Annotated in this window: 18 protein-coding genes; 4 read left to right on the top strand and 14 right to left on the bottom strand. The window is 47.5% G+C overall.

Annotated features, from left to right (window positions below):
* Positions 1–3 precede the first annotated feature (3 nt).
* The 12 genes from QZT80_RS05755 to QZT80_RS05810 all read right to left on the bottom strand — a co-directional run bounded on the left by QZT80_RS05755 (position 4) and on the right by QZT80_RS05810 (position 17,435).
* On the bottom strand, positions 4–564 hold the full coding sequence (locus QZT80_RS05755) for a hypothetical protein (protein WP_295118957.1): 561 nt from the start codon (positions 562–564) through the stop codon (positions 4–6).
* Positions 565–787: 223 nt separating this feature from the next.
* Positions 788–1,714 carry a glycerophosphodiester phosphodiesterase family protein gene (locus QZT80_RS05760; protein ID WP_295118961.1) on the bottom strand — a complete coding sequence of 309 codons (927 nt, stop codon included), beginning with the start codon at positions 1,712–1,714 and terminating at the stop codon, positions 788–790.
* Positions 1,715–1,720: 6 nt separating this feature from the next.
* Positions 1,721–3,205 carry a calcineurin-like phosphoesterase family protein gene (locus QZT80_RS05765; protein WP_295118964.1) on the bottom strand — a complete coding sequence of 495 codons (1,485 nt, stop codon included), beginning with the start codon at positions 3,203–3,205 and terminating at the stop codon, positions 1,721–1,723.
* Between the two features lie 80 nt (positions 3,206–3,285).
* The gene (gene glpT / locus QZT80_RS05770; protein WP_295118967.1) at positions 3,286–4,620 is read right to left on the bottom strand and encodes a glycerol-3-phosphate transporter; all 1,335 of its coding nucleotides are present in this window, start codon (positions 4,618–4,620) and stop codon (positions 3,286–3,288) included.
* Positions 4,621–4,687: 67 nt separating this feature from the next.
* Entirely contained in the window at positions 4,688–6,232 is a 1,545-nt protein-coding gene (locus QZT80_RS05775) for a DUF5689 domain-containing protein (protein ID WP_295118970.1), read from the bottom strand.
* Between the two features lie 28 nt (positions 6,233–6,260).
* Positions 6,261–7,781, bottom strand: coding sequence for a SusD/RagB family nutrient-binding outer membrane lipoprotein (locus tag QZT80_RS05780; RefSeq protein WP_295118973.1), 1,521 nt, complete (start codon positions 7,779–7,781; stop codon positions 6,261–6,263).
* Positions 7,782–7,792: 11 nt separating this feature from the next.
* Positions 7,793–11,041 (bottom strand): SusC/RagA family TonB-linked outer membrane protein, encoded by a 3,249-nt coding sequence (locus tag QZT80_RS05785; protein WP_295118976.1) that lies wholly within the window; start codon positions 11,039–11,041, stop codon positions 7,793–7,795.
* 336 nt (positions 11,042–11,377) lie between these two features.
* A complete protein-coding gene (locus QZT80_RS05790) occupies positions 11,378–12,952 on the bottom strand; it encodes a glycerol-3-phosphate dehydrogenase/oxidase (protein ID WP_295118979.1) in 1,575 nt (524 codons plus the stop codon).
* Positions 12,953–13,470: 518 nt separating this feature from the next.
* On the bottom strand, positions 13,471–14,922 hold the full coding sequence (locus tag QZT80_RS05795) for a family 43 glycosylhydrolase (protein WP_295118982.1): 1,452 nt from the start codon (positions 14,920–14,922) through the stop codon (positions 13,471–13,473).
* A gap of 100 nt (positions 14,923–15,022) precedes the next feature.
* On the bottom strand, positions 15,023–16,516 hold the full coding sequence (gene glpK, locus QZT80_RS05800; RefSeq protein ID WP_295118985.1) for a glycerol kinase GlpK: 1,494 nt from the start codon (positions 16,514–16,516) through the stop codon (positions 15,023–15,025).
* A 27-nt stretch (positions 16,517–16,543) separates the two neighbouring features.
* The gene (locus tag QZT80_RS05805) at positions 16,544–16,900 is read right to left on the bottom strand and encodes a PadR family transcriptional regulator (protein ID WP_295118987.1); all 357 of its coding nucleotides are present in this window, start codon (positions 16,898–16,900) and stop codon (positions 16,544–16,546) included.
* Positions 16,901–16,925: 25 nt separating this feature from the next.
* Positions 16,926–17,435, bottom strand: a complete 510-nt coding sequence (locus QZT80_RS05810) for a winged helix-turn-helix transcriptional regulator (protein ID WP_367112854.1) — start codon at positions 17,433–17,435, stop codon at positions 16,926–16,928.
* A 26-nt stretch (positions 17,436–17,461) separates the two neighbouring features.
* On the opposite strand from QZT80_RS05810, the gene QZT80_RS05815 reads away from it, so the two are divergent.
* From QZT80_RS05815 to QZT80_RS05825, 3 genes are all read left to right on the top strand, one after another.
* The gene (locus tag QZT80_RS05815; RefSeq protein ID WP_295118990.1) at positions 17,462–18,148 is read left to right on the top strand and encodes a DsbA family oxidoreductase; all 687 of its coding nucleotides are present in this window, start codon (positions 17,462–17,464) and stop codon (positions 18,146–18,148) included.
* A 215-nt stretch (positions 18,149–18,363) separates the two neighbouring features.
* Positions 18,364–19,059, top strand: coding sequence for a ferritin-like domain-containing protein (locus QZT80_RS05820; protein WP_295118993.1), 696 nt, complete (start codon positions 18,364–18,366; stop codon positions 19,057–19,059).
* 16 nt (positions 19,060–19,075) lie between these two features.
* On the top strand, positions 19,076–19,912 hold the full coding sequence (locus tag QZT80_RS05825; protein WP_295118996.1) for a ferritin-like domain-containing protein: 837 nt from the start codon (positions 19,076–19,078) through the stop codon (positions 19,910–19,912).
* A gap of 65 nt (positions 19,913–19,977) precedes the next feature.
* Here QZT80_RS05825 and QZT80_RS05830 read toward each other — a convergent pair whose 3' ends face one another.
* Entirely contained in the window at positions 19,978–21,027 is a 1,050-nt protein-coding gene (locus QZT80_RS05830; protein ID WP_295118999.1) for a glycosyltransferase, read from the bottom strand.
* A 127-nt stretch (positions 21,028–21,154) separates the two neighbouring features.
* Between QZT80_RS05830 and QZT80_RS05835 the strand changes: the two genes are divergently transcribed.
* Positions 21,155–22,219: a glycosyltransferase family 4 protein gene (locus tag QZT80_RS05835; RefSeq protein WP_295119002.1), complete on the top strand. Its 1,065-nt coding sequence runs from the start codon at positions 21,155–21,157 to the stop codon at positions 22,217–22,219.
* Here the strand turns inward: QZT80_RS05835 and QZT80_RS05840 are convergent, their stop codons facing one another.
* A complete protein-coding gene (locus tag QZT80_RS05840) occupies positions 22,220–22,726 on the bottom strand; it encodes a cupin domain-containing protein (RefSeq protein ID WP_295119005.1) in 507 nt (168 codons plus the stop codon).
* Positions 22,727–22,882: the final 156 nt, after the last annotated feature.

Here is a 22,882-nt window from a genome sequence, read left to right on the forward strand (position 1 = left end):
TCATTATAAATTTTCTACTATCTCTACTTTATATACCGGATCGTTATTAATATTCAATTGAAAAACGATACAGCTTATATATGGGAACAATGCCAAAATGGAAAAGAAGTACGCATATTTATAGAACCGCACTTTCGCATTTAAGATCGCCTGGTTATCGCCTATCGCGTATTCTAATTCATCGATGTAGGACGCCTTTAACTTCAGGTCAATTTCATCATATCTATATCCAGAGTTCTCATACTTTCTTCTCAGGTCTACATAAAATTTCTTTGGTTTGTCTACGTAATAAATCGACGAAGGAGTTAATAACCTTATGCTATAAATAAATGAACTTAGAAATAGTACCCCATAAAGGTAAAACGACAAATGAAAGAACCAGTTGCAATTTACTTTAGAGAAAAAAAGCGATTCTACAACCGGCATCAGGAAGATAGCCTCCACTGAATATAAGATCATCAGGTACGTAAACTTGTCCTGCGTTTTGTGATAGGCTTCCAAATACTCCGTTTGGCGTTTTTCATTGAGTTCAATGATGCAGTCGAGATCATAGAATGAAATCATTTATGATGGCTTGTGCATTCCGGGCAATTGAATGCGGGTTAACAATACTCCCTGGCAGAAATGCAAATATAGGGGAAAGATGACTTCATTTTGGGTGAATAGAATTGTTGCGGGTGAAGGGAGTGACACAACGGCGGCTGGGTAAGGGTTTGATGTTTGTTCAATGATAAAAAAAATGACCGGCAGGAGTACCGGTCATTTGCGATATAGTTATAAGTGTGTGTTAAAATCCTGCTTCGGCAAAAAGGTTGGGGTAGTCGGATATAATACCGTCGACGCCCATATTTTTTAAGCGGATAATTTCTGCTTTATCATTTACCGTCCATGGGATCAGTTTTATGTTTGCATCTTTACAGGCCTTTACCATTTCGGCGGTTACCATGGTGTAGTGTGGACTGTAAGCGAAAGGCATAAATCCAAGATCGGCGAGATTTTCGGCCAGCGTTTTCTTATTGGAAGCCTCTACCAGGTAAGAGGTTTTAACACCTGCATACTGCCTGTTCAACACCTGCAATGTTCGCCTGTCGAACGACTGGATAACGGTGCGCGGTGTAATACCTTTCTCCTCCACTACTTTCATCAGCAGGCTCACGAACTCTTCGGGAGCGGGATGTAACACGCCGTCGGTAGCAGGCCTGCATTTGGTTTCGATATTATACCAGACAGGCTTTACGCCCTTTTCGGCGGCATACTTTTCAGATGCTTCGATAAGATCGGCGAGCAGTGGTTTTTGTACGGCCATCTTCTGCTGTTGCGGAAAGCCGGGATTACCTTTCTGCCCTACATCAAAACGTTTGATATCCTCATAGTTCATAGAGAAAAGTGCGTATTGCTTTTCCTCCTCTTTAGTGATGAACCTGCCCTCGGGTGTGGTGGTGATATCGTGGTTGAAGTAAGGATCGTGCGAAACGATTACCTGTTTGTCTTTTGTGACAGATGCATCCATTTCCAGCGTGGTTACACCTACATCAATTGCTTTCTTCATGGCCGGAATGGTGTTCTCGGGCATGAGGCCGCGGCTGCCGCGGTGGCCTTCCTTATCGAAGGCAGGAAAGGTTGCATCGTTAGTTTGCGCTGTCATACGTTTAGAGGAGGCGCAGGCCGTCCACAACAAAGATGCGGCAAGTAATCCGGATAAAGGTAATTTCATCTGTTCCTATTTTTTAGGCTGCTTGCCTTGTAAGGCTAATGTTTGTGTATACACCGCGCCAAACCTGTCGGTCGCGGTTACCGTTACCGACCGTGTACCCAAAGGGATCACTCCTTTAAACAGGTGATCGGTAGCGCTGGGTTCTACGAACTTATGTTTAACCGGCAGCTCAGCACCCTTGTACAGCTTTACCGCCAGCGGATCGAAGCCGTTAAAACGCTTCATATCACCCAGCTTGTTACCATCTGCCGTCAGTTCTACTTTCCAGGCCGGGTCGTAGTTCCACACATTGGCAATGATGTTCGAAGGATCGATCTCGTCCTGGAAAACGCTGACCTGGTAATCTTTTGATTGCCCCACACCCTTGTAATACCATTTCATATCATCACCTTTTACTTCATACACGCCGTAACCACCGGGAGTACCATCTCCACAAACCGCGCCAGTCCACCAGGCGCCGCATACCGTACCATGTATGTGTTCGAATACACCTTCGTGCAGTACATTTTCGTTGAAGTGGGTATGACCGCTCATGATATGCGACTTATAGTTTTTAAGCAACGCATACAACTCAGCGCGATTTTCGGTAACACCACCGGGGCTGGGCAAATCGGCACCGGCCCGTTTGAAAGCCTCCGTATAAGCGGGAATGTGCATGCTCAGGATAACAAGGCTGCCTGGCTTCACTGTTGCCAGGTCTTTCTTCAGCCAGGCAATTTGCTCGTCCGTAATCATACCTTTATACTCTCTTTCTTTGCCGAGGTAATACACGTTATCGAGTACTACGTAATGCGCTTTACCACGGTTAAAGGAATAATAAGTGGGGCCGAAAAGTTTCTTGAAAGTGCGGTCGCTCGTTTCGTCGCCACCCTGACGATAGTCAAGATCGTGGTTGCCAATTACCTGGAAGAAAGGAATGCCTGTAACCGTAGCCGCCTGAATATAATCGTCGAACAAATCGTGTTTGTCCCATACCAGGTCACCACAACCGATGCCATGCCACAGCGCGTCTTTGCCGTAACTATCGATCAAAGCCTTTGTATCCGGGGCAGATTTGGTGATCAGTTCTTCTGCATCGTCTTTGGAGCGGATCTGTGGATCGGCCCATATGATAAAGTTATGCTCGTCGTCGTTTTTGGCCAGTGGTGTAAGCGTAAAGTTGATGGTTTGTGCATCTTTTGCTTCAAGTGGCTGGAAGTAAGCAGCCAGCCCCTCTTTGCTTACCGGGATTTCGTGACCGGCAGGCACACTTACGAATACGAATCCCGCTTTTTCATTGGCAGTAAATCCGAAACGACCTTTGCTATCAGTGGTTACTACAGAAAAACCATCGCTCACTACAACACCTTTAAGGGCTTTACCATTAGCAGTTACCTTACCCGATACCCTGGTAGCTTTACCACCTACGATTGCAGAGTAAGCCCTGTCGGCCCCTGAAAGTATACCTGCACCGATCAAAGAAGTGAGGTAAAGAAAATTACGCCTATCCATGTTTATGTAAAAATTTGGCTGCAAAGTAAAGCCGTGACAGGCAAGCCGCCCCGTACACGATGTTATGAAATCGCTAAGTTTTACCGCACGCCCACATTGAGCTTCTCGCGGTTCCAGGTAAGAGCGGTAAAGAAGATGGCCAGTATGCAGGCAGCGATCATGACATAAAAACCACCATCCCATCCCCATTTATCTACTATGTAACCGATGGCCACATTAGCGAACAATGCGCCTCCGAGGTAACCGAACAAACCGGTTAATCCCGCCGCAGTACCTGCAGCCTTTTTCGGCACCAGGTCAAGGGCCTGAACACCTATCAACATCACCGGCCCGTATATCAGGAAGCCGATAGCGATCAGCGCGGCATTATCCACCCAGGGTCTGCCCGCAGGGTTTTTCCAGTATACGACTACGGCTACCAGCACCAGTAACATATAAATAACGGTTGCCGGGGCACGGCGGCCGCGGAATATCTTATCGCTTATCCAGCCACATAACAATGTACCGGGAATGCCTGCATACTCATACGCGAAGTAAGCCCAGCCTGTTTCTTTTACCGAGAAACCCTTTGCTTCTTTCAGATAAGTAGGGGCCCAGTCCAGCACACCGTAACGCAGCAGGTACACAAATACGTTAGCAAGTGCGATGTACCACAACAACCTGTTGGTAAGAATATGGTTCTTAAATATAGCCATGGCCGTTAGCTCCTTTTCATGATCGGCAGCATAGTCGGCAGGGTACTCGTTTTTGTATTGTTCCACCGGCGGTAAACCGCATGACTGCGGCGTATCGCGTACAAGCCAGTAAGCAATGGCGGCTACCACAAAAGCTACAGCGGCGGGGAAAAAGAATTTACTCTCCCATACGCCGAACAGGTGCATCCCCAGTATCGTCAGCGGACCAATAAGACCACCACCGACGTTATGGGCTACATTCCAAATCGACATCATGGTCCCCCTTTCTTTCAACGAAAACCAGTGTACCACTACCCTTCCGCAAGGCGGCCAGCCCATACCCTGAAACCAGCCATTAACGAACAAGAGCGTAAACATAATGGCGATAGAACTGGTAGCCCAGGGAAAAAGGCCCATCAACAACATTGTTAACGCCGACAGCACGAGGCCGAGAGTAATGAATTTACGCGCATCGCTACGGTCGCTCAGGTTGCCCATGATAAACTTACTAATGCCATATGCCACCGATACGCCGGACAAGGCAATACCCAACTCTCCTTTAGAAAATCCCTTATCCGCGAGGTCGGGCATGGCGAGTGTAAAGTTCTTTCGCACCAGGTAGTACCCTGCATATCCTATAAATATGCCTATAAACACCTGCCACCTCAGCTTCTTGTAGTCCTGGTCTATCACATCTGCAGGTTGCAAAGGTTTCGGGACCGGCGGTTGTAACCAGTTCATTAAAATCGGATCGGTTTATATGAGAAAGATAAAATGGAGCTGGATACGATCCAGCCCCGGGCATCGTTTATTGTATGAATAATTTTGTTGACAGCGAATCGTTCTGAATTTCTGAAAGCTGGGAAGTCTTTGTCATCAATACATTCGTTTGTGTTCTGGCTTTTGTCCAGCGGCCTAAACCAACATTGTACTCACCGCCCAGGATATAAAAGAACCCAAGGTCGCCGGTGTTATAAGCCAGGAAGGTGTTATTGGTACCCATCCTGAAATAAGGCTGTTGAATGGATGGTTCAAGCGGATTTACCACATCATACCAGTCGGTATTGGCGATTTTGTATCCCAGTGGTGGCGGACCAGCACTATAAAGACTGCCACCACCGTTTACCCATATTACATCTACAGGTTTAGTATCGGCAGTTACAGTAACGCCTTCGAAAACAGCTATACCAAAGGCATTACCACTGTTAGCCAACCAGCCATTTTTAGCCACGCCAAATCCTTCGCCGGCTTTAGTTACATAGTCGTAATTCTTCACCCAGTTAACGGAAGAAATATCGGTAGAAAGATCACCGTTAATCAGTTTGAATTTACCGCCAACATAAAAGAAGGTGCCTTTTGCAGCAGTGCCCGAGTTGATGTTGATCTTATAGGTACGGTCAACACCCGTAGCCCAGCCCTTATTCGGCGCCCCGGTGGGGTTAGATGCACCTGCATTATTGTTCCATACCAGTGAATATGGCGTTACAGCGAAGTCGATATCCCTGGTGGCCATCATCTGCACGTATTCATAGTTACCATCAGAAGCTATTCTCGGATCGCTGCAAAAACCGGTGATCAGGATGGGTTGCAGTTCGATTACGGAACTGAGAATATCATAATCTTTACCGGTACGCAGGCGAAAAATGGGAACAGACTTCCCATCGCTGCCTTCTTTATTAAATACGATACCGCGGTAATTGGCCATTACCGGCAGCAGGCTGTCGGCAAAGGTAGCGCCGGCAGTGGTCGATACCGTGATGTTACCAAAACCATCATTCAGTACCCAGTCTTTGCCCCCGAACTTATCGGTGGGCGCAGGCAATGGATTAAAGCCGCCCTTTACCAATACCGACAATACACTTTCATATGCATCCGGGTTAGCCAGTATCTGGCTGCTGTTGGCGCGTACAGCCGGAATCGTATTATTGGAAGATACTTTTGTGATATCGCCGGTGGTAACACCTGTAATGCGTAAAATTCCTTCTTTTTTAGTCATTACTTTACCTGCAAGGTTTACGATCAGCGAATCGCCCGGCACGAAAGTAGCTGCATCATTCCCTAACTCAATAGCTATACCACGAAGCAGGTTAAGGCGGCGGTAATCCTGCATAATCAGTAAACCGGCGGGCATATTACCACCTGTATGATCGGATACTACAACCCCGGTAATTTTATCGCAACCAAACATGGTTTCCTTCGACAAAGGCACGTCTTTACCATGATAAATGCTGCGCAGGTCGTACATGGGCAGGTACGGGTAAATTACGGCACCGGGATAGGTCTTATCTTTCTCACAAGCCCAAAAACTTATAAACAAAGCCAGGAAGACGGAATATTTAATAATGTTGTTCATCGTGTTCTTTTTACTTGAATGTTGATACTTACTTTTTCTGCCACCATACTTCGGTAGAGATTACATCAGGCCCCTGAACGGCAACAGCCAGTTTGTAATTGGTGGGGTTTGCAGACTGCACATACAGCGGATAGTTAAAACGTGCCGGCATTACACCACCATTGCTTAACCCGTTGCCTTTGGGTAATACAGGATGGCCGGTGCGGCGGTACTCTACCCACTGCTGTAAATCGGTAAGGAACAAAGCATAGTATTTCAGCAGATGGATCTTCTCCATTTTATCTTCCAGTGGCAATGTATCATCCCATGGAATATCTGCGTTGGTAAGAAAAGTTTTAATATCCACCGCCCAGGCAGGCATCCACAGCGTGATGCTGTTTTTAGCGCCATCGTTGTAGTAGGTTTCGGCAGAGCCGGTAATCCAGCCTTTAACAACAGCCTCCGCCAGCATGAATTTTAATTCTGCAAAGTTCAGGATCATACCTGCCAGCGCATCTGTTTGCATGGATGTGGTGGAGGTATTGGAATAGAAGTAAGATTTTTTCGGTCCGCCCTGTCCTGGCAAATAACCGCTGGGTACACCTTTAAACCCTTCGGACGACTGTGCAATACCCCACCTGTTAATACCATTCGCACCAAGCGATATATTCAGCCTTGGATCGTCCCAGGATACCAGGTGATCAATGAAGAAACTGGCAATACCCGGAGCGCGGAAATCCTGTTCCCTTACGCCGGTTACATAGGGATTAACATAGGGAGCTACACCTGTCCATTTGAGGATGGCCGATTCCGCATTACTGTTGATGAGCGGGTAGGTAACATTATCTCCCACAATTTGCTGGAACTTAGCGATTACGTCCGACGCCACTTCCGTTTTACCGGATATCCTCAGTAGCAAACGCAGGTAAAGTGTATTACAGAATTTTCTCCATAGAGATGCTTTACCTCCATATATCGGATCGCTCGCAGTAACGGTAAGGTCAGCTGCGCCCGTAAGCAGCGTGTTAGCCGTTTCCAGCTGTTTAAAGATGTCTAAATAAATATCTTTCTGCCTGTCAAAAGCTGGCTCGTAAATAACACTGTCGCGGCCTTTGTTAGAATTGAAATAAGGAACATCGCCATATGCATCCGTAAGCATGGAGTAAACCCACGACTGGCAGATGAGCGAGATGGCCATATAGGTTTTGTTGTAGTTTGGACCGGTAGTGTCCGCAGCTACCCTGTAAAGGTCTTTTAAGTTCGACAGTTGAATGTACCAGTTATTGTACAGGTAATCGGCCCAGGTGTTGTTAAAGTCGTAACGGAACACGCGACCGTCAGAATCGTTCATGTCTACCGTAACCTGCATCAGTTCATTATTGAAATTGCGGTTACGTATCATGTTATAAGTAACGATGTTTACCAGCGCCGGCGCCAGCAACTGCTGCGGCAGGGCGGTTGTTGTTTTATTGGGATCTGTGTTGATCTCCTTAAAATCCTTTGTACAGGAACTTAAAAAGAGGGCGAACAACAGCACAGCGCCTGATATTTTATTAATAAACTGCTTCATTTTCGTTCAGGTTAAAGTCCAATAACTAGGTTAAAACCAAATGTGCGGGTAGATGGGAACTGGCCGATCTCAAAACCCTGTACTATATCTGTTCCGCTGATCGTACCAAATTCAGGATCGAACATGGGCCATGGCGACCAGATGAACAGGTTACGCCCGTATACCCCAAGGGTTACCCGTTGTAACCCGATCTTATTGAGCATGGCAGGCTTAAAGGTGTAGTCCAGCCTGGCTTCCCTGAATTTGATGAAGTCGGTAGAGAACGTATTACCTTCTGCGTTATCGATACCGTAATGAGAGCGGTAGTAGTTATCAATATCCGTGGCCACCTTTGTGTTGGGCACATATTTTCCATCTGCGTCTACCACCACACCGTTACCGATTACACCACTTTCCCGGCCGGGCACCGTGTTCATCGTTTTACCCTGTTCCGCCAGTTTATGGTGCATCAGCGAATGTGCTACCGCACCCCATTGTGCATCGAACAATACATTGAGGCGGAATTGCTTGTAAGTAAAGTCGTTACTGAAACCGAGCTTACCTTTCGGTATTGTGTTACCGAGGTGAATTACATCGTCGGCCAGTTTGGCGAAACCGCTGCTGGCGTCGTATACAACCTGACCATCCGGCGCTCTCAGGTAACCACGCCCGTAAAGGTCTCCCATGCTGCCACCCACTTTTGCTACGATCTGTCCGCCACCAATGGGACCCGTACGCAACACGATCGATGTATCGGGCAGTTCGAGGATTTTATTGCGGTTAAAGGAGTAAACGATGTTGCTGTTCCATTTAAAATCTTTGGTAGATACAGGTGTGCCGTTCAGTGTAAATTCCATGCCCTGGTTCTGCACCTTACCCGTATTGATCACTGCATTGGCCCAGCCAGACGAACGATCGATTACGCGGGTAAGGATCTGGTCCCTGGTGTTACCGCCGTATAGCGCGATATCAATGCCAGCCCTGTTTTTCCAGAACCTCACGTTAGTGCCCACTTCAAATGTGGTGGTACGCAGTGGTTTAAGATTGGGATTGGTAACAAGCGTCGGATTTTGCAGGTAACCATCGAAGTTAACAGGACTTTCATAACCGTAAGCAGTATAGTAAGGCGTTGTACCGCCGCTACCAACGCTGGATGCAGAGAACCTCAGCTTCGCAAAAGAAATGGCGTCAGGCAGTTTTACTACTTCAGACAAGATGAAACTTGTATTAGCCGATGTATAGAAGAAACCGGCGTTGCTGGTACGGATAGGGGTAGCCAGCGTACTGTTCCAGTCCTGCCTGCCAGTAACATCCAGGAACAGGAAGTTTTTATAAGATGCAGAGAACAGTGCGTAAAAGCTATTCAGTGCAATCTGCGATTTGTAAGGGATGGCTACCTTAGGGCCCGCAGCATTTGTCATGGAGTATACACCCGGAACGATAAGGGAGTCGGCACGTACTTCATCTCTATTATAGAAATTGCGCATGGTACTGCCACCTAACGTACCCGATACATCAAAGTCTTTATTGATCTTTTTATTATACTTCAGCAGGAAATCGCCGGTAACCTCCTGTGAATAGATGTTTTGTGTACGGTAACTGCCTAAGCGGAATTTACTGCCGGCATCAAACGGACGTTCCTGCGCGCGGCGCTCGAACGAAAGGTCGGACGAAGCCCTTAACTGCAGACTTAACTCCTTCGTGAAACTGTACGTAGCGGTGGCGTTACCGGTAACGCTGTTACGGTTCGATTTGTTCTGGAACTCATATGCAACCGCGTACGGGTTTTCGGGAAAGCTGGAGAAAGGGAATTCAATCTCGCGGCCCACTTTACCCAGCGCCCAGTAATTCTTCAACCAGTTAAGGTCGCCATTGGGCTGCCAGAAAATGTACCAGTACATAATAGACTGGTTGCCATAACCGGTACCCGGAAGGTTATCACTCTTTTTGTTCGTATAATTCACCTTCGAGGATATCTGTAATTTATCATTCAGTTTAGAGTTTACAGAAAAAGCAACGGTGTTACGCTGGTATCCAGTGTTCGGCATAATCCAGTTGTTCTGCACATTCGTAACAGAGAAACGGGCAATCGTTTTGTCCGTACCACCATCCACGCTAATCGTGTTTGTAAGGGTTTTACCGGCTTCGAAATAATCGCGGGTAGAGTTTACATAAGGCTTCCACAATGATCTTTCTTTGGCCTGCGTTTGCGTTTCAGGATCATACTGGTAAAACATTTGCCCATTAAAACGAGGACCGTAAGCAGAACTGGTAGCACTGGTGTTATTACCATCGGGCGACGCCAGGTAAGAGTAATAGTTGAGGCCCCCGGTACCCTGCCCATACAAATACTGCAGGTCGGGCCAGCGGTTCACAGTTTCCATGGAACCATTGGAATTCACGGTAATGCCCAATCCTTTTTTCCTGGAACTGCCGGATTTAGTAGTAATGATGATCGCACCATTAGCGCCGTTCTGACCGTACAGTGCAGCCGCACCAGGACCTTTCAGCACCGTGATCGTCTCAATGTCTTCCGGGTTAATATCGTTAAGACCGCTACCGTAGTCGGCAGGCATGTTATCGCTGCCTGTACCATAAGGCACTTCGCCCGCTACTGCTGTACGCCGGCCACTTCCACCAACACCACCGCCACTCACGATCACACCATCCACCACCACCAGTGCTTCGTTGTTACCGGTAAGGTTGTTCTCGCCACGTAACACGATTTTGATAGAACCGGTTGGGCCACCATTGGATCTTACGAGGTTAAGGCCCGCTACCTTACCAGACAGTGCATCGGTCCAGTTACTGGACAATGCATCTGTAAGCTGTTCGCCCTTTACCACGGTAGTAGCATAACCCAGTGCCTTTTCATCCCGTTTAATGCCAAGCGCCGTCACCACCACTTCGTCGAGCGACTTCGGATCTTCCTTCAAAACTATGTTTAACTGTTGTGTTGTTTTAATTGTTACTTCACGCGAAATAAAGCCCAGGTAGGTAAATACAAGTACTCCGCCTGACGGGGGCAGTGTAATCATGTATGCGCCTTTTGCATCGGTAGTAGTTCCTTTTCCGGAGTTTTTCAGGTGGATAGTTACGCCAATCAGCGCTTCACCTTTTTCGTCCGTTACTTTACCGCGCACCACTACTTCCTCCTGCTGAAGTTTCCCTGAAGAAGTAAAAGCCATGGAAGCCGCTGCCGCAGCGGGGGAAGCGCTACCCGACACCATTGTGCAGACACCCAGTTGCAGGCCGGTGATAAATAGTAGAAAGTGTTTCATTCAACAAAATTGATTTTTTTAATAATTCTCTGTGGAAACCGTTTAACGCGTGAAATTTTGGATTGATGTCTTGTCTGTGGAGTCTTAATAAATCACCAGCGGAGAACACGGATGGAAGCGCCATTGGCTGCGTTTACCAGCCTGCGCTACATCTGCGATGTTTACACCGTTTAATCCGGGGCCGCACATGCGCTGCGGCACCAAAGTTTGTTCTGATCTGCTGGTAATACTGTTGTAATAAATCCTGTCGATAGTTTAGATGAGGCGTATAGCCAGATATTGGTTGTGTTAATTCATTACGTGTTCAATTCAGTTTTTAACGTGGTTTTAAATAGATCAGTTCAGCATGTACGTTTTTGCTAACGCCCGAAATTCTTCCAGTTGTTGTTGTTCCCATTCCTTGTCATGCCCCAGTTCTCCAGCCAGCATATGGGCTACCTGGGGGGCAATACGCACAGCTTCTTCTGCATCCAGGAACAGCGCACGGATACGGCGCGCCAGCACATCTTCCACGGTGCGCGCCATTTCGTTTCTTGCCGCCCAAATCACCTGCGCCTTAATAATACACAACCTGGTGCTGAGTACTTCTTTCAGGGCAGGCTCCTGGCTGGCCAGGGCTTCTACCAGTGCAGCATCTGCGCCATAGAAGTACATCGGGTTGTGGAAGTCTACTTTCTCCAAAGCCCCATGCAGCGGCAGATTGCTTGTTACCGAACCAGTAGCCGGCCATCCATGCGATTCTTCCAGTTTGTCGATAACATCTTCCGCCATTTTGCGGAAGGTTGTCCATTTACCGCCGATGATGGTTATCAAACCTGCGGGCGATATAGTTATTTTATGGCTTCGGGATATCTCTTTCGTTTTTTCGCTGTTGCCTTGTGGTGCTGCCAGTGGCCGTAAACCAGCCCACACACTTCTTACATCGCTGCGCTGTGGCGGTTTGTTCAGGTAAGCACCGGCCGTAGCCAGTATGAAACTAATTTCCTGTTCCAGCGCCAATGGATCGAGGCTGATAGAATTCACCGGTGTATCGGTAGTGCCTACTACTATTTTATTATGCCAGGGCACTGCGAATAACACACGTCCATCGCTGGTTTTGGGGATCATCAGCGCATCGTCGCCCGGCAAAAACTCCCGGTCGAGCACCAGGTGTACACCCTGACTGGCGGCAATGCTATGTTTTGCGCCAGGGTTATCCATACGCAGTACATCGTCCGCAAACACGCCAGTGGCATTTATTACGCCCTTTGTTACCACCTTGTAAGTTTCGTTATTTTCCACGTCCTGCAGCAGCACTTTTACGATCTTGCCGCGGCCGTTCTTTTCCAGTCCTTTTACTTTTACATAATTCAACACCAGTCCGCCATGCTCAGCAATCGTTTGTACCAGGTTAATAGCCAGCCGCGAATCGTCAAACTGGCCGTCGTGGTAAAGTATACCGGCCGACAGGCGTTTGGGTGATAGCGTGGGCAGGCGTTTCAGCGTTTCGGATTTAGAAATGTGACGGGAACGGCCGAGGCTCAGGCGACCTGCCATCCAGTCGTACAACTTTAAACCAACGGTGTACATAATACTGTCCCAAAGCGAATAAGCAGGGATAACGAAGGAGGTGTTGTGTACCAGGTGCGGCGCATTCTTCGTGAGCAGGCCCCTTTCTATACTTGCTTCGCGCACCAGCGCCACATCGCCCTGTGCGAGGTAACGTACACCACCGTGTACCAGTTTGGTACTTTTGCTCGAGGTAGATTTGGCGAAGTCCGCCTGCTCTACCAATAAAGTTTTATAACCTCTCGTTACTGCTTCCAAAGCTGCGCCGAGGCCGGTAGCCCCACCGCCGATAATTACTACGTCCCACTCTGCTCCCTCCCTAACCTTCTTTTTCAGTTCGCCGATTGCCGCGTCCCTGGTCATACGATATTTATTTTACCCAAAGTACCGCCTGGTACATTGTAAAGATACTCACATTTCAATACAAGGTACATCGGATTGCGATACAGTGTATTTAGAGGTACATATTTGTAGTGAATTAGGCATATGAGATATCATTTAGGGAGAAAAAAGTATTAATATTGAAAGATGCGGTGGTTTTGCTGCAGTATAGTGGCCGGGAGTTAGGGAGGGTTTTTCTTATATGCGGATACTTTTCCGGGTAGGTAACTGACACCGGAGCCGGCTATCTTAGCTGGAGTTTTGGCATGATGTGTATACACCGCACGCCAAAAACTTACGCTCGTAAGAGGTGTATACATCGAACTTCAATTCGTGCTTAGACTTAAGGCCGAACAGGAGCAGTATATACACCGCCTCACAAAGAAGAACTCAAATTCGAACTTAGAATTGGGCAGCGGGCGGTGTATACACCATCCCACAACGAAGTGAAAAGAACTTAGACTCACAAGCGAGAGGTGTTTAACAATGCAACCACACACCTACCTCCACTCTAACTCATACTTCAAACTTCGCCCCTTTTCCTCCTCAAATACTTTTCCATTGTCTTTGCTGTAAGCCTGCACGCCCTTACTAATCCCATCATCATTATAAGCTACACCATAACAACCTGCGGAAGCATTCGTACTTATCACCATGCAGTAAGACTTACCCTTCTGCAACTTCAGGCTGAATTTACATCTAATACCTTTAGCCGACCAGCCTATCTTTCCTTCTTCCACTTTCGAAACCGCCAGTGGCTGACCAGTGGGCTTGAATGAAGCATCGGCAGCATAAATCGCGACGACCAATGCTGAATCGGGATCGGTGTTTTTGAACGAAGTGAGCTGGATGGCTTTTAAAGTACCGTTACGGGCGGCTTTAAAAGATTGCGAGCGCTGTATGTTGCGGGAGATGTCGCATTGCAGCCGGTAACCTTTTACCGGCGATGGGTTACACTTTAGCGGTTTAATGGCACCATCTTCCGTAAACTCTAACACCGTCCAGTAGTAGTTAGCAAGGGCTTCATTTTTAGCGGCATTATTCCATAAATCGCTGCCGTACAGGTAAATGGAATCTTTCCCCAACTTAAAGGCAGATACAAATGAAGGCTGACCGCCGCAGGAGTTATCGCTGATCTTTATGCCTTCGGACCAGGGACCTAAGGGCGAGGAAGCGGTACGGTAAGACGTGCCGGTACCGGAGCAATAACCGCAGTTGGGGTCAGAATACGTTACATAGTATTTGCCTTTACGTTTAAACAGTCCTGGTGCTTCAGTGTTGCCTGGTGTTACTGCCTTTACGTGTTCGCCAGTGCCGGAAAGATAATCATCGGTAAGTTTTTCGATAACGATCGTTCCTTTCGCGCGCCAGTCGGTGTAGGCGAGGTAACAGCTGCCATCATCATCTATAAACAGATCGTGATCGCCGTTGTTGAGTCCTGCCGCGGGAGCATTGGCATTTACCGCCACTACCGGCTCCTTTACTTCCACAAAGGGGCCAACAGGACTTTTGCTGGTAAACACACGATAGCCGGAAACATTATCATATACGTTAATCCAGAGTACATACCGGGAGGTGCGCTGGTTGTACACCACATGCGGACGAAAACAGCCGTACGTGTTACCGTTACAGCGCGTTTGCCATACCTGTGTACTGGCGTCGAAGAGCGCGCCTTTATCAGTCCAGGTTTGAAGATCGGTGGAGGTGTATACTTTGAATCCGCAGAAGGGCGCTCCTTTTTTACCCCAGGCAAACCCGCAGTCGTAACTGGTGCCATACAGGTAATACACACCATTGAACCGGGCAATTTCTCCATCATGCGCATCTATGGCGTCGCCAGCGGTGCTGAAGCGCGTAAACTGGTCGCCTTTTGCATTGAAGTTTTCGATCTTTTGCGCGAGGGCTGCCAGCGGCAACAATACGCATAACAGGAGTATGCTTTTCTGTTTCATCTAACAACTGTTTAAAAGTGGAATATGCCAATTTACAGATTATGTACCCGGCATATCCCATCTTTTCAAAAAGTATAAATGAATTATCAGATTGTACAATCTACAAATCCCAGTTCTTCACACGTGCAATTGCTTTCTGCCACTTTTGCTTTACAGCGGTAGTGTCATTACTTTCATCGGGATGAAATGTTTTACTGATGCGGTACTGCGCACGTACTTCAGACAGTTCCCAGAAACCGGTGGCCAGACCTGCCAGGTAAGCAACACCAACAGCACCCACCGGCATCACTTCCGGCCGCATGATCGGATATTGGAGTATGTCGGTTTGCATTTGCATGAAGAAGTCGTAACCGGCAGAGGTACCATCGACACGCAGCGCTGTAATCGAACGGCCGCTGTCCTTTTCCATGGCCTGCAGTGCATCGTAAATACCCAGCGCCACGCCCTCCAGTGAAGCGCGCGCAATGTGACCCGCGGAGGTGCCGCGTGTAATACCAATGATCATCCCACGTGCGTATGGGTCCCAGTAAGGTGCGCCGAGGCCGCTCAGTGCGGGTACGAACATTACACCGCCATTGTCGGGCTCTGTTTGCGCCAGGGCTTCTATTTCTGCGGTAGACTCTATCAACCCCAAACCATCCCTTATCCACCTGAATACGGAACTGCCGCCAAACACACTGCCTTCCAGCGCGTAGGTTACCTTACCGCCTATTTTCCAGGCGACCGTTGTAAGCAGGTTGTGTTGGGAAATGATAGGCGATTCGCCAATGTTCATGAGTGCAAAACAGCCACTACCATAGGTATTTTTCACCATCCCCGGTTCCAGGCACATCTGACCGAACAAGGCTGCCTGCTGGTCGCCGGCCACACCGGCAATAGGTATACCAGCACCAAATAAGGACGGTGCAGTTTGAGCAATGATCTCGCTGTTACTGCATATTTCAGGCAACAGTTGGAACGGAATGCCGAAGAGGCGTAATAATTCTTCATCCCACCGCAGTTCGTGAATATTGAACAACATGGTGCGCGATGCATTGGTTACATCGGTTACATGTTTTTTGCCGCCGGTAAGTTTCCAGATAAGCCACGAATCGATGGTACCAAACGCAAGCTGGCCCTGCTCTGCACGAATACGCGCGCCCTGTACATTATCTAATATCCAGCTGATTTTGCTGGCGGAAAAGTAGGCGTCGAGAATTAAACCTGTTTTTTGACGAATGAGTTCTGAAAAGCCCTGGTAGCGGAACTCATCGCATATTTTAGAGGTACGGCGATCTTGCCAGGCAATTGCGTTATAAATGGGATGACCACTCGCTTTATCCCATATCACAGTGGTTTCGCGCTGGTTGGCAATACCAATGCCAGCTATGTCGCCGGGTTGTACGCGGGTTTCCTCTAACAATTCTTCAATTACCGAAAGCATGGTAAACCAAATCTCATTCGGGTCCACTTCTATCCAGCCCGGCTGGGGGTAATATTTTTCGTATTCTTTCTGTAACTGCTTTACAACCTTTCCCTCCCTGTTGAACAATACCACACCGGCTGCGGCAGAGCCTAAGTCCAGCGAAAGGATATATTGTTTATCTGTATTCATATCGGGCATTTTATACGTGGCTGGTTTTTAGATTTTTTTGATCTCGCTGATGGCTTGCATTAGTTCGCCGAGGTATTGGTACATAGCTTCCAGGTACTCGTTGCCCTGTTCGGTAAGTTTGTAATATTTGCGTGGCACGCCTTCTTCCATCTCCACCCAGCGCGAGTCTAACAACTTCTCCTTTTTCAGGCGGCTGAGCAGCGGGTATATAGTGCCTTCTGCAATATCCATATCGGCCAGCTTCTTTATTTCGCTGATCAGCTCATAACCATATCGCTCCTTACTTTGCAGTAGCAGCATAATGATATACTCGAAAAGCCCTTTTTTGATCTGGGACTGCCAGCGGGTAATAAAGTAGGCACTTTGCTTGTTCTCGTTCTCCATACGGGATGTTTAAACTTTAGGGGGGTCAGGCTTTCTTCAGTTTGTTTTTAGACATAATGCGCTTGCGGTGTTGTTCTCCCCATTCCTTCATTTCCAATATCACCTTATCGAGCGAGCGGCTATAGGTGGTGGCTTTGTACTCCACCGCCACCGGCATACTGTCGTACACCGTGCGAGTAACAAATTCGTTTAACTCCAGTTCCTTCAGTTCTTTAGATAATACTTTAGGGGTGATGCCCTGCACCGACCGCTGAAGTTCTTTGAAACGTTGCGGGCCACCCTCCAGCAGGGCGATGATGATCGGCAGTTTCCACTTGCCACCCATTACATACATGGCATCACGAATGGCGTTGAGGCTTTTTTTACAAACCTCGGTGGCGTTGGCCGGATAGGCTTCGGCTTGTTTTATCCTGGACATATATTTGTATTTAGTGGCTACAGGGTACCGGTATCCTAAAGGATAGTGGTTACCAAAGTATAGCAAACTTACGATAATTTTGCAGGAGATGGTAGACCTGGCCTTCGCCACTCCCATCTACCCAGAATTTAAAAATTATAATTATGAAAGTTGAAATATGGTCGGATATAATGTGCCCATTCTGTTACATCGGCAAACGCCGGTTTGAGCAGGCACTCGAGCAGGTTGGTGGACAGGAACAGGTAGAAATTGAGTGGAAGAGTTTCCAGCTGGACCCGCAACTGCAATATACACCGGGACAAACCGTACACGATATGCTGGCAGAAAAAAAAGGCTGGACGGTAGAATATGCAAAAGAAGTGGGCAACCAGGTAAGCGGTATGGCCGCGCAACTGGGACTCGAATATGATTTCGATAAAGCCATTCCTGCCAATACTCTGGATGCACATCGCTTTTCGCACCTCGCGGCCAAACACGGTTTGCAGCACATCGCCGAAGAAAAACTATTCGCCGCTTATTTCACAGAAGGCAAAAACGTGGGCGATCATGAAACACTCATCGCTATCGGTAAAGAAATAGGTCTGAATGAAACAGAAGTAAAAGAAATGTTGCAGAGCGATACTTATAAAAGCGCTGTACACAAAGACATTTCAGAAGGCTCTTCAATTGGAGTAAGAGGCGTGCCCTTCTTTGTATTTAACAGGCAGTACGCTATTTCAGGCGCACAGCCGTTAGAAGTGTTTACACAAACTTTCAAAAAAGTGCAGGAAGATGAGAAAACTTCCGGCACCGTAGAAGGTGCAGTATGTACGCCAGAAGGCGATTGTTAGATTTATTTATACAAATAAAAAGGCCGGATGACTTTCCGGCCTTTTTTTATTCCCCAACCTGTGTAACCCGCCAAGCATAAGGAAAAACATGCCACTTAAATTTTAACATTTTAAATCCGCGCAGTCATTACACAACGTAGATGATAATGGAAACACTATTCACAGTAACCTGATTATCTGAACATTCCCAATTATTAACTAAAAGCATTTTTCTTATGAACAAATTCCAAATACCTCCTGTCGAGGGGGCGGGGGGAGGCTTGTCTCCAAAAGGCATGCAGCGCCGGCAATTCCTGACAAAACTTGCTGGTGCAGCATCTGTAGCAGCGGTTGTTTCAGGGTGTAGTAAAGATGATAATGATAACAGCGGCATTAACCTGGGTTCAGGCGATCCGGGCATTCTCAACTATGCGTATGCGTTAGAACAGTTGGAAGCAGCATTTTACACGCAGGTAATACTCACGCCTTATACCGGCATTACCGCTGATGAGAAAGCGTTACTGACAGACATCAGAGACCATGAGATCGCACACCGTGAGTTCTTTAAAAATGCCTTAGGATCTAAAGCTATTGTTTCGCTGGAAGTAAATTTTTCTGCGATCGACTTTACCAGCAGAGCCAGCGTACTGGCCACCGCCAAAGCGTTTGAAGACCTGGGCGTATCGGCTTACAACGGTGCGGGCAAACTGATCACCGACGGCACCTACCTGTTACTGGCAGGCAAAATCGTGTCTGTAGAAGCACGTCATGCCGCCTACATCCGCGACCTGATCAGCAACGGTAGTTTCGCTGACAGCACTGTAATAGACGCTAACGGCCTCGATAAAGCACAAACTCCAAAACAGGTATTAAGTGTTGCTTCGAAATTTCTTAAATCGAAGCTGAACGCCAATAACCTGCCTACTTCCTGATCTTAAAAAATTTGTTATGAATCTCTTTCAGATACTGAACGATATAGAAAAAGTAGACCCAGAGGTATACGACAAACTGGATAACCGCCGCTCGGTGATGAAACAGTTTGCTAAAATAAGTGGAAAACTCGCCCTGGCAGCAGTTCCCATTGCTTTCGGCGGCATGTTTAAAAAAGCATATGGACAAGGTACTACAGCTGTTGTAGACACCCTCCAGTTCGCGCTTACACTCGAATATTTAGAAGCCGCGTTTTATGTAAAAGCGGTGAGTACTGCGGGACTTATTCCTGCTGGCGCCCCTACTGCGGCCATTACTACGATACGCGATCACGAAACCGCACACGTAAACTTCCTGAAAACAGCTATTACTTCGCTGGGCGCAACGCCGGTAACATCACCTACGTTCGACTTTAGCGGGGGTAATGGTAGTAATAATGGTCCTTTTAAAACAGTATTTTCCGACTATGGTCTGTTCCTAGCTGTAGCCCAAACCTTTGAAGATACAGGTGTAAGAGCCTATAAAGGCCAGGCGGGTAACCTCATTTCTAATAATGATGTACTCACTGCCGCGTTAAACATTCACTCCGTAGAAGCGCGCCATGCCGCCCACATCAGGAGCATGCGTAAGGCTGCAGGTGCTGCCGTGAAACCATGGATCACACTGAACGACACAGGCGGTATTGGTACGGCTGTAGCAGCCAGCTACGCGGGTGAAGAACTGACTACGCAGGCGACTATTAATATTGTGAACATCAACGGCATGTCTATCAGTGCGAATGCAGCTTCCGAAGCGTTTGACGAAGACCTGAGCAAGGCGGCCGTGTTGGCAATTGTAGATCCGTTTATTGCCTAGATAGAATGCGATGCCATAATTGAGTGGATGGTTTCAAAAAGCCAGGCTGTGAGGCCTGGCTTTACTTATTTGCGGGAAATCAGTTCAGTGGCCATATCCACCAAACTTTGCCCCAGTACGCGGTGGTTATATTTTTCTGTGATAACCTTATACCCGTTCTCAGCCATCTGCTCTCTCAAAGCAACATCGGTTTTGAGTTTGAGTATTGCATCGGCCATGGCACTGGCATCTATACTGGTGAGTAGTATATCTTTGTTATCTGTAAATATTTCGTGTATAGCGGGCGTATCTTTCGAAATAATCGCCTTTTTCACGGAAGCGTAATGGTAAATCTTATTAGGGATCACCAGGTCGGCCTTTAGGGTGTTGCCAAAAATACCCAGGCATACGTCGAAGCGGTTCATCTCCTTAGATAAATCTTCGTAATTAACCCAGCCCGCCAGCGATACGTTCGATAACCCGTACTCAGCTACCAGCTTTTTTATCTTTTCAAACTCGAAGCCTGAACCTATTAGACGGAATTCAATCTCTTCATGATGTTTGAGTACACGGGCGGCTTCTACGATCTGCGTAACACCCTGTAAGGGAATAAACCCGCCGTAAAACCCTACGATGAACTTACCTGCAGGCTTATCTTCTACCGGCATCGGGTAAAAAGAATCGGTATTTACACCTACCGGCAGCACCTTCAGTTTATCCAGCGGTATTCCGAAAGTATCGTGAAAGTACTGCCTGTGGCAATTCGTATCACACACCACCAGGTCGGCCATCTTCATGGAAATCTTATCTTTCAGGTAGTTTTTATAGGCGCGTGGAGAATAACGGCTCACCTTTTTATAATCAAAAACCTTGGTGAGATAACGGGAAATAAGCGGATCGAAAATTACCGGTTTATCGGACAACAGCTTTACCAGCGGAACGTTTGTATGGGTAAACGATGGCATAAACACCACATCGGCGGCTTTAATGGCAGCTTTCATTTTGCTGAAGCCGAACGACTTCTCCCTGTAACTGTAAAAAGAAAGTTCGACACCCGGGATGGTATTCAAACCATCGATAAGCACCTGGGTCCTGTTATAAGAACGGTCGAATTTGCCGGCAAAAAGGATTTTCATTGTTGGTTGCAGGTATTAACTAATTTGTAGGTCATAGTTATGCTGATGCCCGCAAGATAGTTTTTTAAAAACACACTTATCTGAGAAAAATTTATTTCTTTGTGCCCGTAAAATCAATGTAAACGCCATGTCGAAAGCGCCATTACGCATACTGGAAATGAATTTTGAACGTGGCTGGAGAGGCGGCGAACGGCAAACGTTGTATACCCTGCAGGGCTTTAGCAAAGCGGGGATGCAGGTAAGTATCCTTTGCCGTAAAGGGTTCCCGATGGAACAACGTGCAGGAGCCGAAGGCTTTAAAACCCACGGTTTTAAAAATGTACTCGGGGCGCTTGTTTACCTGGTGTTTAACGGGCACAAATACGATATCCTTCATACACAAACTTCGCACTTCCTCACCTATTGCGTACTGTCAAAACCTTTTCACCGCGCTAAAATTGTGTTTACCCGCCGGGTCGATTTTGTGCCAAAGGGACGTATGACATGGCTGAAATACAAGCTTACCGACAAAGTTGTAGCCATCAGCTCTGCGATCAAACGCATCGTGGAAACGTTCTCCGGCAAAGACGTTCCGCTGATATCAAGCGCTATTGTGGCCAAACAGTTAAACAAGGAACGTGCAAGGCAGATACTGGCCGAACATCATATTTCAGCAGGCAAAAAAATAGTGGGCACTACGGCTGCATTGGTACAACACAAAGATCCTTTAACCATGGTGGAAGCCGTTCGCCAGTTGGCCACCAAACGCAACGACTTCGTATTCCTGCACTTCGGCAAAGGCAACCTGGAAGAAGCCGTGCAGCAAAAGATCAAAGAATATAAACTGGAAGAACAATACAAACTGATGGGCTTTTACCCGGAAGTGGAAGATGTGTTTTCTGTACTGAACGTATTTGCCATGAGTTCTGAAGAAGAAGGCCTGGGCAGCAGCGTGCTGGATGCCTTTCTATATAAAGTACCCGCAGTATCTACCAACGCCGGCGGGTTAGTTGACCTAGTAGGCGAAGGCCGCGGCATTATGTGCGAAGTGAGGGACGCCAGTGGTCTGGCAGAAGGTATGAACGCCCTGTTAGAATCGCCCGAACTGCGCGGGCAGCTTACCGAAAAGGCTTACCAGTACGCAGTTACCGAACACAACATCGATCATCTTACGCAAAAGTACAAAGCCCTCTTCGCCTCCATGGGCCTTTAACTAACGTGTCATTTCTGCAATAAGCGTTGCATGAGCGGGGTACTCCGCCGACAAAGCGGCCCTGTCTGCCAGTTCAAAATCTGCAAAATCGAAGCCCGGCGCTACCGTGCAACCCACCAGCGCGTAAGTGCCCTGTGCCGCTACCCTGGAGCCGAACCAGCTGCCTGCGGGAATTAACGCCTGAAATGAAGCACCCTCCTCCACATCGCGGCCCAACAAATGTATTTTTAGTTCACCGGTGGGTGTTATTTCATAAATGTGGAGCGTATCTCCCGCATAAAAATGCCACATTTCATCAGCGGCAATGCGGTGAAAAGCAGAGAAATCGCCCTTTTGCAGCAGGAAATAAATACCAGTGGCGGCATTACGCCCGCCATGAAAAGTAGCCGGCAACACCTGTTGCGGTAACGTAAGCGGCGCCCTGTAGGTTTCGCGGAAGGCACCGCCCTCCACATGTTGCTGTAAATCCAGTTTGTTTATCCAGTATGCTGCGGTGTTATTTTCCATGGCATAAACTTAATAAATACTGTTATCAGGATAACGAATAATGTTGCACAAATAATCATTGTCAGCAAAAACCAGCGAAACACCCCTTAATTTTGCAGGCCAGGTGGTATGCAAGAGGATACCGGGTAACCAATCAGCAACAGGACCTGTTACTTT

Source organism: uncultured Chitinophaga sp. (assembly GCF_902168175.1).
Lineage (GTDB): Bacteria > Bacteroidota > Bacteroidia > Chitinophagales > Chitinophagaceae > Chitinophaga.

What these genes read in the sequence shown, in the direction of transcription:
- QZT80_RS05820 (WP_295118993.1), top strand. Translation starts at nt 18,364, where the DNA reads ATGAACAAATTCCAAATACCTCCTGTCGAGGGGGCGGGGGGAGGCTTG.
- QZT80_RS05840 (WP_295119005.1), bottom strand. Translation starts at nt 22,726, where the DNA reads ATGGAAAATAACACCGCAGCATACTGGATAAACAAACTGGATTTACAG.
- QZT80_RS05810 (WP_367112854.1), bottom strand. Translation starts at nt 17,435, where the DNA reads ATGGGAGTGGCGAAGGCCAGGTCTACCATCTCCTGCAAAATTATCGTA.
- QZT80_RS05825 (WP_295118996.1), top strand. Translation starts at nt 19,076, where the DNA reads ATGAATCTCTTTCAGATACTGAACGATATAGAAAAAGTAGACCCAGAG.
- QZT80_RS05785 (WP_295118976.1), bottom strand. Translation starts at nt 11,041, where the DNA reads ATGAAACACTTTCTACTATTTATCACCGGCCTGCAACTGGGTGTCTGC.
- QZT80_RS05765 (WP_295118964.1), bottom strand. Translation starts at nt 3,205, where the DNA reads ATGGATAGGCGTAATTTTCTTTACCTCACTTCTTTGATCGGTGCAGGT.
- QZT80_RS05775 (WP_295118970.1), bottom strand. Translation starts at nt 6,232, where the DNA reads ATGAACAACATTATTAAATATTCCGTCTTCCTGGCTTTGTTTATAAGT.
- QZT80_RS05830 (WP_295118999.1), bottom strand. Translation starts at nt 21,027, where the DNA reads ATGAAAATCCTTTTTGCCGGCAAATTCGACCGTTCTTATAACAGGACC.
- QZT80_RS05835 (WP_295119002.1), top strand. Translation starts at nt 21,155, where the DNA reads ATGTCGAAAGCGCCATTACGCATACTGGAAATGAATTTTGAACGTGGC.
- glpK (WP_295118985.1), bottom strand. Translation starts at nt 16,516, where the DNA reads ATGAATACAGATAAACAATATATCCTTTCGCTGGACTTAGGCTCTGCC.
- QZT80_RS05795 (WP_295118982.1), bottom strand. Translation starts at nt 14,922, where the DNA reads ATGAAACAGAAAAGCATACTCCTGTTATGCGTATTGTTGCCGCTGGCA.
- QZT80_RS05760 (WP_295118961.1), bottom strand. Translation starts at nt 1,714, where the DNA reads ATGAAATTACCTTTATCCGGATTACTTGCCGCATCTTTGTTGTGGACG.
- QZT80_RS05805 (WP_295118987.1), bottom strand. Translation starts at nt 16,900, where the DNA reads ATGGAGAACGAGAACAAGCAAAGTGCCTACTTTATTACCCGCTGGCAG.
- glpT (WP_295118967.1), bottom strand. Translation starts at nt 4,620, where the DNA reads ATGAACTGGTTACAACCGCCGGTCCCGAAACCTTTGCAACCTGCAGAT.
- QZT80_RS05790 (WP_295118979.1), bottom strand. Translation starts at nt 12,952, where the DNA reads ATGACCAGGGACGCGGCAATCGGCGAACTGAAAAAGAAGGTTAGGGAG.
- QZT80_RS05755 (WP_295118957.1), bottom strand. Translation starts at nt 564, where the DNA reads ATGATTTCATTCTATGATCTCGACTGCATCATTGAACTCAATGAAAAA.
- QZT80_RS05780 (WP_295118973.1), bottom strand. Translation starts at nt 7,781, where the DNA reads ATGAAGCAGTTTATTAATAAAATATCAGGCGCTGTGCTGTTGTTCGCC.
- QZT80_RS05815 (WP_295118990.1), top strand. Translation starts at nt 17,462, where the DNA reads ATGAAAGTTGAAATATGGTCGGATATAATGTGCCCATTCTGTTACATC.